Source organism: Streptomyces sp. NPDC014801 (genome assembly GCF_043082085.1).
In the GTDB taxonomy this organism is placed as follows: domain Bacteria; phylum Actinomycetota; class Actinomycetes; order Streptomycetales; family Streptomycetaceae; genus Streptomyces.
Window position 1 is genome coordinate 38,921 of record NZ_JBIBXG010000016.1, and the last position, 14,470, is coordinate 53,390.

The following is a 14,470-nucleotide window of genomic DNA, read 5'->3' on the forward strand; positions in this document are numbered from 1 at the left end:
CAGGATGTCGAAATCGTGGCAATGGCTCCGTCCCGGAGGTATCAGTGGCCGATAGCGGCTGCACGCGGAAGAGGGAGAGACCAGCATGGCGATCCAGCGGATGGACAATGTCGGCATCGTCGTCGAGGACATGGATGCCGCCATCGCGTTCTTCGTGGAACTCGGTATGGAGCTGGAGGGCAGGACGGAGGTCGGAGGTCTCGTCGCCGACCAGTGCACGGGACTGAAAGGCGTCCAGTGTGACATCGCGATGCTCCGGACCCCGGACGGTCACAGCCGGCTCGAGCTGGCGAAGTACCTGAGCCCCGCGGCGATCAGCGACGGTCCGCGCAACAGGCCGCACAACGTTCTGGGCACACACCGCGTCATGTTCGCCGTCGACGACATCGAGGACACCATTGCCCGCCTGCGCCCTCACGGCGCCGAACTCGTCGGCGAGCTGGCGCAGTACGAGGACAGCTACCGGCTCTGCTACATCCGCGGCCCCGAGGGCATCATCGTCGGACTGGCCCAGCAGCTCGGCTGAAGGGTGACCGGGGATCCGGTACACCTCGCAACCCGGCAGCCTGCGGGACCCGTGGGCAAGAAGCGATGTCGCACGCGGCTCTTCAGAAGTGATCGGAGAGGGGCCGCCGCCGTGGCCTCAGCGCCGTTCGCCGTGGTGCCCCCCTGCTGTGCAGCAGGAAGGGTCGCTTGGGTCTGCTGGCCGGTGAGCGCGTCCGCCAGTTGGCGCACGGAGAGCAGCGCCAACTGGGCCGGATGGGTGTGGGGCCTCCAAGGCAGCGACTGCTCGATCGAGGATATCCGTCAGGCGGCCCAGCTGGGCGCGTGACGGCCTCTGCAGCCCCCGATGGCCCGCGCTGCTTCTTCGCTCGCCGGGCAGGTGCGTGGAAAGCTGGCTGGAGGACTGGTGCGCTCTGTGCAGCGAAGCGAGGAGGACACATGGACTGGGGTCGGTTCGCTCAGCAGATGGCGTCGATGGCCCGGGATCTTCTGGCACAGGATTCGTTGGCCGCCACACTGGAGCGGATCACAGCGTCGGCCACCGAGCTGGTCGACGGCTGCGACGCGGCCGGCATCCTCGGGGAAGGCCCCTGCTTCGACGCCGCCCACAGCTCGCACGGCGAACGGGTCTTCCGCATCTCCGACCTCACCAGCGAACAGCAGCGCTGGCCCGCGTACGCCCCACAGGCACACAAGCTCGGGCTGGGCAGCATGATGGGCTTCCTGCTCTTCACCGAGGACGAGGACCTCGGCGCCCTCAACCTCTACTCCCGCCGACCCGGCGCGTTCACCACCACGAGTGAGACGGCGGGCGTCCTGCTCGCCTCCCACGCGGCGGTCGCCTTCTCGGCCGCCCGCACCCACGCCCAGATGGAACAGGCCGTCGCCACCCGCCACATCATCGGCGAGGCCATGGGCATCCTCATGGACGCTCGCCACCTCACCGAGGATCAGGCCTTCGCCGTCCTGCGCCGGTACTCCCAGGAACACAACATCAAACTTCGCGAGGTCGCCCGCCGTGTCTGCGAATCGGGCACCGTTTGATGGGCGGATTCTCGCAGGATGCCATGCACCACGGCGGGCGACCGCGCAACACTTCCCTGCCTGGATGAGGGACGCCGCCCGCATGCACAGGCCCACGTCCGCACACTGCGCTCACCGAGAAAGAGGGGCCCGGCATCCGCCGGGCCCCTCCCCTACCGCTCGGCTGCCGCCCGAGCCGTTGAACCGTGCCGACCAAGCGACACCCTTTCCCCTGCGGCAGCGGACCGGCGCGCCATGACGAGCCCACGAGGCCTACACAGCTGTTGCACCCCGCGTTGAAGGCTCCAGGCGCACACAGCCCGGCAGAGGACGTCGTACGTCAGCCGCGGACGATGTTCTCCGCCTGGGGACCCTTCTGGCCTTGAGTGATGTCGAACGTGACCGTCTCCCCCTCGACCAGCTCACGGTAACCCGTGCCCGAGATGTTGGAGTAGTGAGCAAAGACGTCCGGTCCACCGCCGTCCTGGGCGATGAAACCGAAGCCCTTCTCGGAGTTGAACCACTTCACGGTACCGCTGGCCATACTGCGTTCCTTCGATGTCGCCGGGGATGCCGGCCGGATGAATGAGTCAGGGGCTTCCGCTGAGGGACGACCCCCGGCACACTCTCTACCCCGATCACGGCACCGTCATACGATCATCCGCCCACGATGTTGAAGCGGGATTGGGCCGGTCGCGGTACCCGCATCCGGTCGACGTCCGCGGCCGGGCCGGACAGCACCGTGAACCAGCCCCGACCAGGGTGGACGCCAAGGTCGTCGGGACCGACGCAGCCGGCCTGGTCCAGGCTGTGACGCCGATGACCGGTCCGATACGGCTGAGCGGCGAAGGACTGATGTCCGCACGCTCGGCTAGGTTGTCCAGCGACCAGCCACGCGCCTTGCGCAGCCCCATGAGGTTCACTCGTGCCACTGGTCCGGATCACCCCAGGAGCTGAGAAGTTGACGTACGACATCGCCTCCCTGCGCTCCCAATTCCCCGCACTCGCGGCCGGGACCGTCCATTTCGACGGCCCCGGGGGCACGCAGACGCCGCAGCCCGTCATCGACGCGATCGCCGACGCGCTGGCGCGGCCCCTGTCCAACCGAGGGCAGTATTCGCTCGGGGAGCGCAATGCCGAAGCCGTCGTCGTCGGGGCGCGCCAGGCCATGGCCGACCTGCTGGGCGCGGACCCGGCGGGGATCGTCTTCGGGCGCAGCGCCACCCAGCTCACCTACGACGTCGCGCGCACCCTCGCCGCCTCCTGGGCGCCCGGCGACGAGGTCGTCGTCACCCGTCTCGACCACGACGCCAACATCCGCCCCTGGGTGCAGGCCGCGGAGCGGGTGGGCGCCACCGTGCGCTGGGCCGGGTTCGACCCCGACACCGGGGAGTTGACGGCCGACGACGTCCGCGCCGTCCTGTCCGACCGCACCCGCCTCGTCGCCGTCACCGCCGCGTCCAATCTGATCGGTACTCGCCCCCCTGTCACCGAGATCTGCCGACTGGCCCACGACGCCGGAGCTCTCGCCTACGTCGACGGCGTGCACTACACCGCGCACACCTTGGTCGACCTGTCGGCGCTGGGGGCAGACTTCTTCGTCTGCTCCCCCTACAAATTCCTCGGACCCCATCACGGCGTCCTGGCCGCCCCGCCCGCACTGCTGGAGACCCTGCGCCCCGACAAGCTTCTGCCCTCGAGCGATGCGGTCCCCGAGCGCTTCGAACTCGGCACCCTGCCCTACGAATTGCTGGCCGGCACTCGTGCTGCCGTGGAATTCCTGGCCGGCCTCGACACCAGCGCCGCGGGCACGCGACGCGAACGCCTGGCCGCCTCCTTCGCCGCGCTGGCAGCGCACGAGGACACCCTGCGCTCCCGGCTCGAGCAGGGGCTGGCCGCGCTCCCAGACCTCAGCCTCCTTTCCCGGGCCGCCGACCGCACCCCCACCCTGCTGCTGACCTTCGAGCACCATGACACCACCGACGCCTACCGCTTCCTCGCCGCCCACGACATTCACGCCCCCTCCAGCCACTTCTACGCCCTCGAGGCCTCCCGCCACCTGGGCCTCGGAGACACCGGCGGCCTCCGTATCGGACTCGCCCCTTACAACGACTTCGAGGACGTCGACAGACTGCTGGCGGCGTTGGCACAGTTCCTGGAGAGGTGAGGAGCGCACAGCCAGCAGCGGGACCGCAGGCTGACACGGCTGCTCCCCCTTGTTCGCCGGTGACGCCACGCCCTCTGCCGCGGGATTCCCGGCTGCCTGCATCCCCCACGGGGCTCCGCAGGGAAGCAAGCGAGGAGAACGAGAACGCCCGGGGAGAGATCGTGACCCATACGGACGCCGGCCGACGCGCAGGCAGGCAATGATGACGAGGTGGACCCCCCGTCCGGACGGCGGTCGGCCGTCGGGCAAACCCTGCAACCACACGTGGACGGCCGACCCGACGCCGTTGAGCGATACGTGCCCGTCATGCGCGGTGCGCGGACGTGCACCGCGCGACCTGCTGCTGTGCCTGACCTGCGGTCACGTGGGCTGCAACGACAGCTCCCCCGGCGCTCACGCCACGGCCCACTTCGATTCCAGCGGACACCCGGTCGCCCGGTCTCTGGCAGGCGACCGCCCATGGGCCTGGTGCTACCAGGACGACGTGTATCTCGATCCGCTGGACGAGCCCCTGCCGCCTTCCGCGCCGAGGGCGCCCGAATCCGTCTGGGACTACCCGCGGCCACCCGTCATGAGAGAAGACGACCGCCTCGTACGAGTCGAGTGCGCCGGCCAAGTGGTGGCCGAGACCCGCAGAGCGATCCGGGTGCTGGAGACCAGCCATCCCCCCGTGTTCTACATCCCTGACCAGGACGTCCGTACCGCCTTCCTGCTGCCGGCGGGCGGCGGCCGGACCTGGTGTGAATGGAAGGGGTCGGCCCGCTACTGGGACGTTGTCGCGGGAGACGTCGTCCGCCCTCGCGCCGCTTGGAGCTATCCCCGCCCCGAACCCGCATACACAGCCCTCGCCGGCTTCTTCGCCTTCTACCCGAGCCGTATGGATCGCTGCACGGTCGCCGGGGAAGAGGTCGTCGCTCAGGAGGGCGACTTCTACGGCGGCTGGATCACTGCAGAGGTCCGGGGGCCGTTCAAAGGCGCGCCGGGCACCCAGTTGTGGTGAGAAGGGAGCGGTTCCGGGCACGGGATGCCGGAGAACCTGCACCTGTGCCCGCCTCACCCCCGGCCTTCCCGCACGGCAGCCGGCGGACGGGCCCGTCAAGGCGTCATGTCGCAGGTGTGTGCGCCAGGCCGTCTGCGCAGCGGCCCCGCAGACAGGAGGAGCAGGGTTCCACTGCTGGGTCTGCGGGGCCGGTGCATGACTCACGTACCCCACGGTGCGTCCGATACGCCCGTTCTCTCCCCCAACTGACCCCTCGGGGGCGGCCTTGACGCGGGTGAGGGCCCGGCCGTATCCGGCCGAGCCCTCATCACCTCTCGCGCGTGGCGCGCTCCTCGCGCCCAGTGCGTTTCTCTACCAGCGGTACCAGCGGCCCTTGCGGCCGGCGCCGTCCGCGGAACGGACGACGAAGCCCAGCAGCCACACGATCAGCACGATCACCGCGACCCACCACAGAGCCTTCAGTGCGAACCCCGCACCGAAGAGGATCAGAGCCAGCAGCAGAACCAGAAGCAGGGGAACCATAGTTATCAACCTCCTGGCCAACGAATGCCCTTACCTCAGCCCTACAAGCACACAAAATATGAGTTATTTCCACAGGGCTCGGGGCATATGCTCGCGGCGCGCTCTTCCAGGTTCCCCGCGTCCTCGACGCCCACGCACCACAGACAGACAACGTCCCGCGGCTGGATGCGCCGAGGCGCCGAACCCAACGACAGCCCACTCCAAGTGGACAGCCCACGGACGAAGGTGCGCCGCTCGGCAGGCAGACGGCTCTGGCACGAGCGGGTGATCACGGCGACAGCATCGAGGCATCCGTCACTGTCACGCTCCCGAGCCGGTTGGGCCGTCGGATGATCGAGCGCAGGGCGCTGACCACGACCGGCCACGCGGCCGAGTCGGGGTCGATCACGTCGAAGTGACCAGCACCGGGTACCTCGTTGAGGGTCGCTCCGGTTGCGGCGGCGTAGCGTTCCGGGACGGCGGCCGCGTTGCCGCCGAGGAAGGCGGCGACCGCGCCGCCACCGCTGCCGAGAGCATCGGCTGCCGCGAGGTCAGCCGTCGGGGCGAGCGCGAGGACTCCTCGAACGGCGGGAGGAGTGTCGGTTCGGCCGGGGGACCCGGTCCGGTCGGCAGTCGGTGCCGTGCCGCCGCCCAGAGCGCCAAATGTCCGCCGGCCGAGTGACCGGCGTACGCGACGCAGGAAAGGTCGATCTGAGCACCCAGCGCGGCATTGGCCAGTGATGGCAGCAAGTCCACCGCGCGGGCGGTGTCGGTGAGTGTCGTCGGCCAGCCACCGCCGGCACCCACTCGACGGTACTCCACACTGGCGACCGCGCACCCGGCCTCCTGGGCCAGCGCCCGGGCGACTTGCAAGTACCTCGTTTCGAGGTACCGAGGCTACTCCCACCGCGTTCACCGACTCACTCACCAGACGACCAGTCACCAGCGCATCACACAGCACCAGCGACCGCTGAAAGCCCTGATCAGCGAACACCAACCGGACGACCTGCAACGCCGCCTCGGCGTCGCCGGGCTCAGCCCGTATGAGGTCGGGCCAGGCCGTGGTCGTAGGCGAAGATCACCGCTTGGATGCGGTCGCGGGCGCCGATCTTGGACAGGACGCGGCCGACGTGGGTCTTCACCGTGGACTCCGACAGGACGAAATGGCTGGCGATCTCGCCGTTGGACCAGCCCTTGCCGATGGCGACGAGGATCTCGCGTTCGCGGTCGGTGAGGGCGCTCAGGCGTGGATCCTCGGCAGAGCCGTCGCCTCCGGGCGGCACGAGCCGGGCGAACTCGTGCAGCAGGCGGCGGGTGAGGGCGGGTGCGATCACCGCGTCGCCGAGAGCCACGGCGCGGATGCCGGCGAGGAGTTCCTCGGGCCTGGCATCTTTGAGGAGGAAGCCGCTGGCTCCGGCGCGCAGAGCCGCGTAGACGTACTCGTCGATGTCGAAGGTGGTCAGGACGAGGACCCGGGAGCGGTCGCCGGCGGCGACGATGCGGCGCGTGGCCTCGATACCGTCCATCCCTGGCATACGGACGTCCATGAGCACGACGTCAGGGCGCAGTTCGGCAGCCTTGCGGACGGCCTCGCTGCCGTGCGCCGCCTCCCCGACCACCTCCGTCTCGGACACGGATTCGAGGAGCATGCGGAAGCCGTACCGTTGGAGCGGCTGGTCGTCCACGATGAGCACCGTCGTCATCGGACGCCACCCGCCGACGTGAGTTCGAGGGTGGCACGCACCGTCCAACCGGCACCTGCCGGCCCTGCGCTGACGTACCCTCCGTACAGTGCGGCTCGTTCCCGCATGCCCATCAAGCCGTGTCCTTCCTCGTTCACCCGGCCGGGGCAGGCCGCCGGGGCGGGCGGTCCGGAGTCCTGGACGGTGATGGTCAGCCGTGTGTCCTCGACGAGGATCGCCAAATTGACGCGGGTGCCCGCACCGGCGTGCTTGAGGGCGTTGGTCAGCGCCTCCTGCACGATGCGGTACACCGTGAGCTGCACCCCGCTGTCGAGGGCGTCGACGTCACCGGCCGTACGGTAGACGACTTCCAGCCCGGCGGCGCGCAGCGCCTCGCACAGCGCGCCGATGTCCGTGAGGGCGGGCTGGGGGCTGAGTGCGGGTGCGCCGCTCGGGCCGTCCGGCTCGCGCAGGACGCCGAGCACCCTGCGCAGCTCCCCCAGGGCCTGGCGGCCTGTGTCACCGATGAGGTGCAGGGCTTCCTTACCGCGTTCCGGGGCGGCGGCGGTGGCGTACGCGCCCGCGTCGGCAAGAGTGATGATGACGGACAGGTTGTGGCCGACGATGTCGTGCATCTCCCTTGCCACCCGCGTCCGCTCTGCCGCGACGGCGAGCCTGTCGCGCTGGTCGCGTTCGATCTCCAGCCGGGCCGCGCGATCGCGCAGCGCGGCCAGCTGAGCGCGGCGGATTCGGATCACCATGCCGAGCGCGAGGGCCGCGGTGGCCGTGCTGAGCAGGAAGAACAGCGCGTCCCATACCGAGACCACCGCCGACACCCTCGCCGCGACCAAGCCGAGTGCCCCCGCTGTCGCCGCGCAGGCCCACGGCAGCTGCGCCAGCCGTCCGTGCAGGGTCAGGCTGTACAGGGCGATGAAGAGGGCGACGTCCGCGCGAAGGGCGGCGCCGATCGCCCACTGGAGGGCGAACACGGCCGTGACCGTGCCGAACGCCGCGGCGGGTGCCCGGCGGCGCCACAGCAGTGGCAGCACCAGCCCGGCCTGCAGGACCAGCATCAGCGCCACGGGAATCTGGGTGAAGGCCACTCGGAAGCGGCGCGGGCCGTCGCCGTCCCCGCCGATCACGCCGGCCGCGTGCAGCAGATCGGGCAGGCAGAACACCACCCCGACCAGCACCACCACCGCGGTGTCCAGCACCCACGGGCGGACTCGGTCGGCGTGCCGGAGCCGCTGGCCGGCCCGGCCGAGCCGAGCCACCAGCGGTCCCATACCACTGAAATCTTCGGTCGCCACGGACGTCACCAGCCCATGATGCGGGGTGGTTGCGCTCAGACGTCGCTGCGCAGCAGCCGGTACGCCGCTCCGGCGAGCGCCAGTGCCGTCCAGCCGAGGAAGACCGCGAGTCCGCCACCGGGTGACAAGGTGGTCGAGTCATGGGTCAGGGCGAAGATCGACTCACCCGCGTGACTGGGGAGGTAAGGGGCGATGTGGCCCTGCCACGAGGTGGGCAGCAGGGAGACCAGCCCGGGAACGAGCATCAACGCCGCGACGAGGACGGAGATACCGCCGGCCACGGACCGCAGCAGCGCGCCGAGGGCGGTGCCGATGACGCCGACCAGGCCGAGGTAGAGTCCGGCGCCCAGCAGGCTGCGGACCACGCCGGAGTGGCCGAGTCCCATGGCCGCAGGTGTGCCGGAGACGATCCGGCTGCCGATGAGGAAGGCGGCAAAGGCGCCGGCAGTCCCGGTCACGAGAGCCACCAGCCCGTACACCGTGGCCTTGGACCACAGCACGGGCAGTCGGCGCGGTACGGCGGCCAGGGTCGAGCGGATCATGCCGGTGGAGTACTCACCCGCCGTGACCAGCACGCCGAGCACACCGAGGGCGAGCTGGGCGAAGTTCGTGCCGAAGAGGGACAGGCTCACGGCCGTCGCGGTGGCGAAGTCGCGATCCGGCTGCCGGCCGGAGGCGATGGTGGACTTGTAGTGGCTCGCGGCGATGACGCCGAAGGCCACGAGGAACAGCAGGCCCAGGCCGAGGGTGATCCAGGTGGAGCGCAGGGACCAGAGCTTGGCCCACTCCGAGGACAGCACGCGCCGCCCGGTCACCCGGTAGGCGGGCCGGGTGGAAGTGGCCGGGGTGGTCTCGGGGGTTTCGTGCGGTGCCGTAAGGGTGCTCACGCCGTGCTCCCGGAGGTCTCGAAGCCGGTGGTCGAGCCGTGGTACTCCACGGCGTCCCGGGTCAGTTCCATGAACGCCTCCTCCAGCGACACCGCCTTGGTGGTCAGCTCGAACAGGGGGATGGCGTGCTCGGCCGCCTTCAGGCCGATCTCACGGGCGGAAAGCCCGGTCACCTGCAGCTCCTCCGAACCGATGCGACCGGTGATCTCCACGCCCGGCCCGGCCAGCACGTCCCGCAGCCGTGCGGGATCGTCCGTCGCGACCTGTACGGTGTCGCCGCCGGCCTCGCGGACCAGGTCACGCACCGTCGTGTCGGCCAGCAGCCGGCCCCGGCCGACGACGATCAGATGGTCCGCGACCTGCGCGACCTCGCTCATCAGGTGCGAGGAGACGAACACAGTGCGCCCCTCGGCGGCCAGGGAGGTGAGCAGGTTGCGGATCCACAGGACGCCCTCGGGGTCCAGCCCGTTGACGGGCTCGTCGAGCATCACCGTCTGCGGGTCGCCGAGCAGGGCGGCCGCGATGCCGAGCCGCTGGCCCATCCCGAGGGAAAAGGCACCGGCCCGCTTCTTCGCGACGCTGCCGAGACCGGCGAGTTCGACGACTTCCTCGACCCGGCGGCGCGGGATGCCGTGGGTCAGTGCAAGGGCCCGGAGGTGGTTGTGGGCCGAGCGACCGGGGTGGATCGACTTTGCCTCGAGCAGTGCGCCCACCTCCTGCAACGGCGCCTCGTGGCGGGCATAGCGCCGGCCGTTCACCGTGACGGAACCGGTGCTCGGCGCGTCCAGCCCGACGATCATGCGCATCGTCGTGGACTTGCCCGCGCCGTTGGGTCCCAGGAACCCGGTCACCGTGCCCGGCTTCACGGTGAAGTCCAGACCGTCGACGGCCGTTTTCTCCCCGTATCTCTTCGTGAGCTGCTGTGCCTCGATCATTCGCGTCCTCACTCTCGGACTTCGGCGCCCGAAACGCCTGACGCCTCCTCCCTCACGCTAAGTCCGTGACCTGCGGGTTTCGGTGGTACCAGGGGCCTGAACCGGGCCGGTCGGGTGGTACCGGGGTACTACGACCGGGGTCGGCGAATGGAGCGGTTGCGGGGTTGCGTGGCCGAGGTGGTCAATCACCGACGGTGCATCCCACGCACGACACAGCAACCTCCGAAGCAAGATCTGGGCCGTCCGGTGGCGCATGCGAGCATGTCAGGGCATGGCCTGGTGTTCGGCGCTGAACGAAGGGGGCCACTTGTCACACGATACGGCTGTTGCCGGGGCAGCAATGAAGGGAATCACGTTTCGCGCCTGGCGCGGGAATCACTACGTGACGCCGGCCGAACCACTGATCCGGCTCGGTAGCTTCGGGCTGGACCTCACGTGGCGCGTCGAAGTCGAGGAGAAGGGCCTAGGCTCGCCCCATGACAGAGCCGCCCCTGACTGAAGTCGAGATCGCCGATGCCGAACGTGAACTCGGTGTGTCCTTCCCTGAGGAATACCGGGCGTATCTGCGCGAGGTGAGCGCGGGCGGGGCACTGTTCCGGCTCGAGCGGACCGGGCGTGGTTGGTGGTGGGCCGGCAATGACGAGTGGCAGCGCGAACTGCTGACCGTTCCTTTTCCTCATCCCGACTCCTATGCCGAAGACGACAACGACTTGATGGCACGTGAGCCACAGGCTGAGGCGTTCGAGGACGACGCCGCGTACCGGGCAGCCTGGCGTGCCTGGGCCGACGCGGCCGAAAGGTTCGAGGGCCTGAAGACGGCCGGTGCCATCGTCATCCAGGAGCACGGCTGCGGCTTCTCCACCCTGTTGGCGCTGACCGGCTCACTGGCCGGCACGGTGTGGTGGGACGGACGGGCTACTTGTGATCGCATCGTCCCGCTCTCCCTGGACCACGCCGCTGGCGCCCGGCCCGTCCGATTCCGTGAGTGGTTGGACCACGGTTCCTGGGCACTGCTGCCGCCGGATTGGGGTCCACGTCGTGCACCACAGCCTGTTGTTCGCCGCTAGGCTCTGTCCTTCTGGTCAGCGCCGGGTCACCGATGGACCTTAAGGGTGGGTTGATCGCGGTTCGCCGGAGTAACGGTCCAAGCCCGCCTTCCAGCGCTTCTGTTGTTCAAGCCAGTGCACGTAACGCGGCGAGGCGCCGCGGACGTCGATGCTCAGGGGTGCGTACTCATCCAGGAGCAGCTTGCGGAGGAATTCGACCATGCCACAGGGAAAGAGAGTGAAGGGCTCGTCGGTGTGTCGGCCGCAGACCAGAACGGGCCAGTTGTCGGGGTCAGGGTCGGTGGTCAGCCAGCACAAGATGTCGGGGCCGTTGCTGACACCCCAGGCGAGAATGTGGCCCGGGTCGATGTCGAGGCCTTCTTGGCCGTCCAGCATCTCCCAGGCGGCACGGGCGTTCTCCGTCTCCTCCTCGAAGGTTCCGGGGTCCCACTGGATGTAGTCCTTGGGCAACGGCATGAGGATGCCGATCTCTGCGAAGGAGCCGACGAAGCCTATGGAGCCGGCGCCGTAGATGGCCATGAATGCCCTGTAGTCCCGCGGGAACCGTATGTCCCACCGAGCCTCGGCCGCAGACCAGTCGATCTCCTCATCCGCCCCGAGGTCCGGAGGTAGGACTTTGGTCAGCGCTGACATACCCGTCAGATCTTGCACGGCAATCCCTTCGATCACGTTGCCGAGAGCCTACGAGCTCACGCCGACACAAGCCTCCTGGCGCATGACCAGTGGGTCATCGACAACATCGAGGAAGAGGGTGGTGCCGGCTCGATGGCCTGCTTGAGTGACGAAGGGGGCGGGACCGTGGCCGGCCCCGCCCCCTAGGCGGTTCGGTCCAGCCGGATCAGTGCGTGCCGGTGGACCTGCGGCGCCACCAGATCAGGCCCGCGCCCGCCGCCAGCAGCAGGGCCGCTGTCGCCGCGACGACCGCGACCTGGGTGCCGGTGTTCGCCAGGCCGCCCCCGCCGCCACCGTTGTCGCCAGGCGGTGTCGCCGGCGGCTGGTGACCGTCCCCCTGAGAGGTGTGCCCAGGGCTGGGAGTGGGCGTGGCCGGATGCGTCGACGAGCCGCCACTGGGGGTCGGTGTCGGCTTGTGCGTGGGTGTCGGCGTGGGCGTCGGGCTGCCCCCGCCGTTCCCGGTGTGCGCGGCCGTGTTGCCGCCGAGGGCGAGCAGGCCCTTGTTCTCGGCGTCGTCCGTCACCGCCTTTACGGAGATCTCCGTGGTGCGCGGGAGGTAGGTGTGCTGGGTACGGAACTGGGCCTTGTCGATGTTCTTCTTCGGCGCCTTGGAGAAGTCGACGCCGCCCGACACGCAGGTGGCCGGCTGGCCGGCCTTCTCGCACGGGTAGCTGTAGTCGCCCTCGGTGAAGGACTTCACGTACTCCTTGTACGTCTGCTCGGGTGTCCAGGAGCGGTTGCTGCCGCGCAGCGGCCAGTCCGTGACCTTGTTGCTGTTGATGATCGCGTGGTAGTCCGTCGGGGACGCGGCGTCCTGGCGGCGGATCCATTCGGCCGCGACCCGAGCGGTGTAGACGCGGCGCAGGTCGGCGTACGCGGCGCCGGTGTTCACCTTGTTCTCGATGTCGGGCACGATCATCGAGTCCATCAGCTGCTGCACCCGTTTGTGCTGGGCCTCGGTGAGGTCGCACGGGCCGTTCGGGCTCGGGGTCTTGACCTCCTGCGGCACGGAGTTGACCTGCAGCGGAGCGTCCAGGATGTACAGACCGCCGTCCTGTTCCCGCACCACGGCGGGCTTGGGCACGATCCAGTTCCGCACGCCGTGGGTGCAGGGGATGTTCTCCGCCGCGAGCGTGTCGAAGAGCTTCTTGCCGACCCCGCTCCGGGGGTCCATGTCCCTCGCGAAGTCGTGCTTCATCTGCAGGTCGGCCTGGAGCAGGACGCGTCCGGCGTCGGTCGTGCCGAACGTCTTGTCCATGATCCGGTCGGGCTGGTCCGGATTGAGGTTGACCCAGAACCGGTCCGGCGTCAGCGCGAGCCAGGTGAAGAAACCATCCGAGATGAGCTGGGCCTTCTCCTTGCCGCCGTAACCGAGGCCGGCGGACTCGTCGACCTTCTTCGCGCCGAACGAGTAGTTCAGGCCCTGGCCCTTGACCGGCTTGCCCACATAGCGCAGTTCGAGGGTGGAGAAGTCCACGCCGCCCGGCCCGCGCCCGCGCAGGCCCTGCGGGTCGCCGGCGCGCATCCGCGCGTTGCGCTGCGCCATCTCCTCGGCGGTTCCCGGCGACTCCCGTACGACCTCGGAACCGCGGCCGATGCTCCTGGAGGTGTCCTGAGCGGTGTACTTGCCCGGGGTGTACTCCGGCGTCGGGGTGGCGATGTGCTCGTATGTGCTCACCCGGCCGGAGCCCGCGAGCTGCTTGAGCCCGGCCGTGAACCGCCGGGTGTCCTCGGACTGCGTCTCACCGAAGGCGTAACGGAGCTTGAAGTCCTTGTACTTGGGGTCCTTCAGGAACGCCCGGTCCTTCGGGGCCTGGCTGGCGTCGTGATTGCCGCCGGACTTGATCTCGACGGCTTCCTGAGTCCTGCGGTTGAAGGCGTCGAATCGCCGCTTGTAGGACTGCTTGGTCTCCGGGTCGGTGACCGTGACCGTCTCCTCGCAGATCCAGTCCGGCCCGGTCAGCCCAAGGTCCTTGACGATCTTGGCGTGGAAGGCGTTGCCGCGCGGATTGCGGCCGTAGACGTCGATGTAGGCCTCTTGCAGCCAGTTCTGGAAGCCGCCGTACTTGGTGTCGTTGCCTCCGTTGCGCTGGAGGTAGTTCTTGTAGGTGGCGTAGACGCGCTCCTTGGTGCCCTCGGCGTACGACTTGTAGGGCTTGGTGAGTTTGTCCAGGATCTTGTCGCGCTGCTCCGGATCGTCCGGCAGGGTAAGGCCGTTCATGGCCATCCGCTGGTTCGGGTAGCCGTAGCTGTCCCAGTCGGCTTCGGGCCGGACCGCGTCCCCGCCCGCCCACGGCAGGTCGGCCGGGTCGGTCGGGGTGGTGCCGGTCAGGTCGAACATCTCGTCGCAGCGCTGTGCCCGGACGGCTGCGTCCGCCGTGCCCTGTAGCTGCGGCAGGCCGCTGAAGGAGAGGATCCCGACGGTGGCGAGCGCGACGGCCGCGCGCGACCATATGCGACGGCCGCGTCTGCTGTTCGGATGCTTCACGCGAATCTGTCTTCCCCGGGAGCCCAAAGCCGGTGGGGAGGAAGCGGTGCGACGCCAGGGCCCCCGTGCTCACGGCGTCGAACCGACACGCTAGTCACCCGACGCACAGGAAACCCAATGGTTTCCCACTCGCGTCGACCTCAACTTCCTTTCTCCACAACTTCGTTACGCTTCAGAGCGCTCTCGGGACGGTTCGGCGGGGGCTTGGCCGGCGCCTCGGCCCGGCCCGTACGC

General features: G+C 69.2%; 14 protein-coding genes and 1 pseudogene. 6 read left to right on the forward strand and 9 right to left on the reverse strand.

What is annotated here, in order from left to right; genetic code table 11:
• Nucleotides 1–85: 85 nt before the first annotated feature.
• The gene (locus tag ACF1AL_RS33830; protein ID WP_391777896.1) at nucleotides 86–526 is read left to right on the forward strand and encodes a VOC family protein; all 441 of its coding nucleotides are present in this window, start codon (nucleotides 86–88) and stop codon (nucleotides 524–526) included.
• A gap of 416 nt (nucleotides 527–942) precedes the next feature.
• Nucleotides 943–1,548, forward strand: coding sequence for a GAF and ANTAR domain-containing protein (locus ACF1AL_RS33835; RefSeq protein ID WP_391777895.1), 606 nt, complete (start codon nucleotides 943–945; stop codon nucleotides 1,546–1,548).
• A gap of 319 nt (nucleotides 1,549–1,867) precedes the next feature.
• On the opposite strand, the gene ACF1AL_RS33840 is transcribed toward ACF1AL_RS33835, so the two are convergent.
• Nucleotides 1,868–2,071 carry a cold-shock protein gene (locus tag ACF1AL_RS33840; RefSeq protein WP_030601877.1) on the reverse strand — a complete coding sequence of 68 codons (204 nt, stop codon included), beginning with the start codon at nucleotides 2,069–2,071 and terminating at the stop codon, nucleotides 1,868–1,870.
• 417 nt (nucleotides 2,072–2,488) lie between these two features.
• Here ACF1AL_RS33840 and ACF1AL_RS33845 point away from each other — a divergent pair, with 417 nt between their 5' ends.
• From ACF1AL_RS33845 to ACF1AL_RS33855, 3 genes and pseudogenes are all read left to right on the forward strand, one after another.
• Nucleotides 2,489–3,694 carry a cysteine desulfurase-like protein gene (locus ACF1AL_RS33845; protein ID WP_391777894.1) on the forward strand — a complete coding sequence of 402 codons (1,206 nt, stop codon included), beginning with the start codon at nucleotides 2,489–2,491 and terminating at the stop codon, nucleotides 3,692–3,694.
• Nucleotides 3,695–3,896: 202 nt separating this feature from the next.
• A pseudogene (locus ACF1AL_RS33850) lies at nucleotides 3,897–4,181 on the forward strand (UBP-type zinc finger domain-containing protein); the annotation flags it as partial.
• A gap of 84 nt (nucleotides 4,182–4,265) precedes the next feature.
• On the forward strand, nucleotides 4,266–4,694 hold the full coding sequence (locus ACF1AL_RS33855; protein ID WP_391777946.1) for a DUF427 domain-containing protein: 429 nt from the start codon (nucleotides 4,266–4,268) through the stop codon (nucleotides 4,692–4,694).
• A 351-nt stretch (nucleotides 4,695–5,045) separates the two neighbouring features.
• Here the strand turns inward: ACF1AL_RS33855 and ACF1AL_RS33860 are convergent, their stop codons facing one another.
• The 6 genes from ACF1AL_RS33860 to ACF1AL_RS33885 form a co-directional block, all read right to left on the reverse strand.
• Nucleotides 5,046–5,216 (reverse strand): hydrophobic protein, encoded by a 171-nt coding sequence (locus ACF1AL_RS33860; protein WP_366841395.1) that lies wholly within the window; start codon nucleotides 5,214–5,216, stop codon nucleotides 5,046–5,048.
• A 384-nt stretch (nucleotides 5,217–5,600) separates the two neighbouring features.
• Entirely contained in the window at nucleotides 5,601–6,068 is a 468-nt protein-coding gene (locus ACF1AL_RS33865) for an alpha/beta hydrolase (protein ID WP_391777893.1), read from the reverse strand.
• Between the two features lie 161 nt (nucleotides 6,069–6,229).
• A complete protein-coding gene (locus ACF1AL_RS33870) occupies nucleotides 6,230–6,898 on the reverse strand; it encodes a response regulator (RefSeq protein ID WP_384210222.1) in 669 nt (222 codons plus the stop codon).
• Nucleotides 6,895–8,163 carry a sensor histidine kinase gene (locus tag ACF1AL_RS33875; RefSeq protein WP_391777892.1) on the reverse strand — a complete coding sequence of 423 codons (1,269 nt, stop codon included), beginning with the start codon at nucleotides 8,161–8,163 and terminating at the stop codon, nucleotides 6,895–6,897. The genes ACF1AL_RS33870 and ACF1AL_RS33875 overlap by 4 nt, the downstream gene beginning before the upstream one ends.
• A 59-nt stretch (nucleotides 8,164–8,222) precedes the next feature.
• Nucleotides 8,223–9,074: an ABC transporter permease gene (locus tag ACF1AL_RS33880; protein WP_391777891.1), complete on the reverse strand. Its 852-nt coding sequence runs from the start codon at nucleotides 9,072–9,074 to the stop codon at nucleotides 8,223–8,225.
• Nucleotides 9,071–10,009: an ATP-binding cassette domain-containing protein gene (locus ACF1AL_RS33885; protein ID WP_386583870.1), complete on the reverse strand. Its 939-nt coding sequence runs from the start codon at nucleotides 10,007–10,009 to the stop codon at nucleotides 9,071–9,073. The genes ACF1AL_RS33880 and ACF1AL_RS33885 overlap by 4 nt, the downstream gene beginning before the upstream one ends.
• Nucleotides 10,010–10,485: 476 nt before the next feature.
• On the opposite strand from ACF1AL_RS33885, the gene ACF1AL_RS33890 reads away from it, so the two are divergent.
• Nucleotides 10,486–11,076 carry an SMI1/KNR4 family protein gene (locus ACF1AL_RS33890; protein WP_391777890.1) on the forward strand — a complete coding sequence of 197 codons (591 nt, stop codon included), beginning with the start codon at nucleotides 10,486–10,488 and terminating at the stop codon, nucleotides 11,074–11,076.
• A gap of 39 nt (nucleotides 11,077–11,115) precedes the next feature.
• On the opposite strand, the gene ACF1AL_RS33895 is transcribed toward ACF1AL_RS33890, so the two are convergent.
• Nucleotides 11,116–11,745 (reverse strand): SMI1/KNR4 family protein, encoded by a 630-nt coding sequence (locus tag ACF1AL_RS33895; RefSeq protein WP_391828540.1) that lies wholly within the window; start codon nucleotides 11,743–11,745, stop codon nucleotides 11,116–11,118.
• Between the two features lie 169 nt (nucleotides 11,746–11,914).
• Complete coding sequence (locus ACF1AL_RS33900; RefSeq protein ID WP_391777889.1) at nucleotides 11,915–14,236, reverse strand: LPXTG cell wall anchor domain-containing protein; 2,322 nt, start codon at nucleotides 14,234–14,236, stop codon at nucleotides 11,915–11,917.
• Nucleotides 14,237–14,470: the final 234 nt, after the last annotated feature.

Excerpts from the sequence above, each read along its gene's own strand:
- ACF1AL_RS33830 (WP_391777896.1), top strand. The coding sequence starts at position 86 with ATGGCGATCCAGCGGATGGACAATGTCGGCATCGTCGTCGAGGACATG.
- ACF1AL_RS33835 (WP_391777895.1), top strand. The coding sequence starts at position 943 with ATGGACTGGGGTCGGTTCGCTCAGCAGATGGCGTCGATGGCCCGGGAT.
- ACF1AL_RS33840 (WP_030601877.1), bottom strand. The coding sequence starts at position 2,071 with ATGGCCAGCGGTACCGTGAAGTGGTTCAACTCCGAGAAGGGCTTCGGT.
- ACF1AL_RS33855 (WP_391777946.1), top strand. The coding sequence starts at position 4,266 with ATGAGAGAAGACGACCGCCTCGTACGAGTCGAGTGCGCCGGCCAAGTG.
- ACF1AL_RS33860 (WP_366841395.1), bottom strand. The coding sequence starts at position 5,216 with ATGGTTCCCCTGCTTCTGGTTCTGCTGCTGGCTCTGATCCTCTTCGGT.
- ACF1AL_RS33870 (WP_384210222.1), bottom strand. The coding sequence starts at position 6,898 with ATGACGACGGTGCTCATCGTGGACGACCAGCCGCTCCAACGGTACGGC.
- ACF1AL_RS33875 (WP_391777892.1), bottom strand. The coding sequence starts at position 8,163 with ATGGGACCGCTGGTGGCTCGGCTCGGCCGGGCCGGCCAGCGGCTCCGG.
- ACF1AL_RS33885 (WP_386583870.1), bottom strand. The coding sequence starts at position 10,009 with ATGATCGAGGCACAGCAGCTCACGAAGAGATACGGGGAGAAAACGGCC.
- ACF1AL_RS33890 (WP_391777890.1), top strand. The coding sequence starts at position 10,486 with ATGACAGAGCCGCCCCTGACTGAAGTCGAGATCGCCGATGCCGAACGT.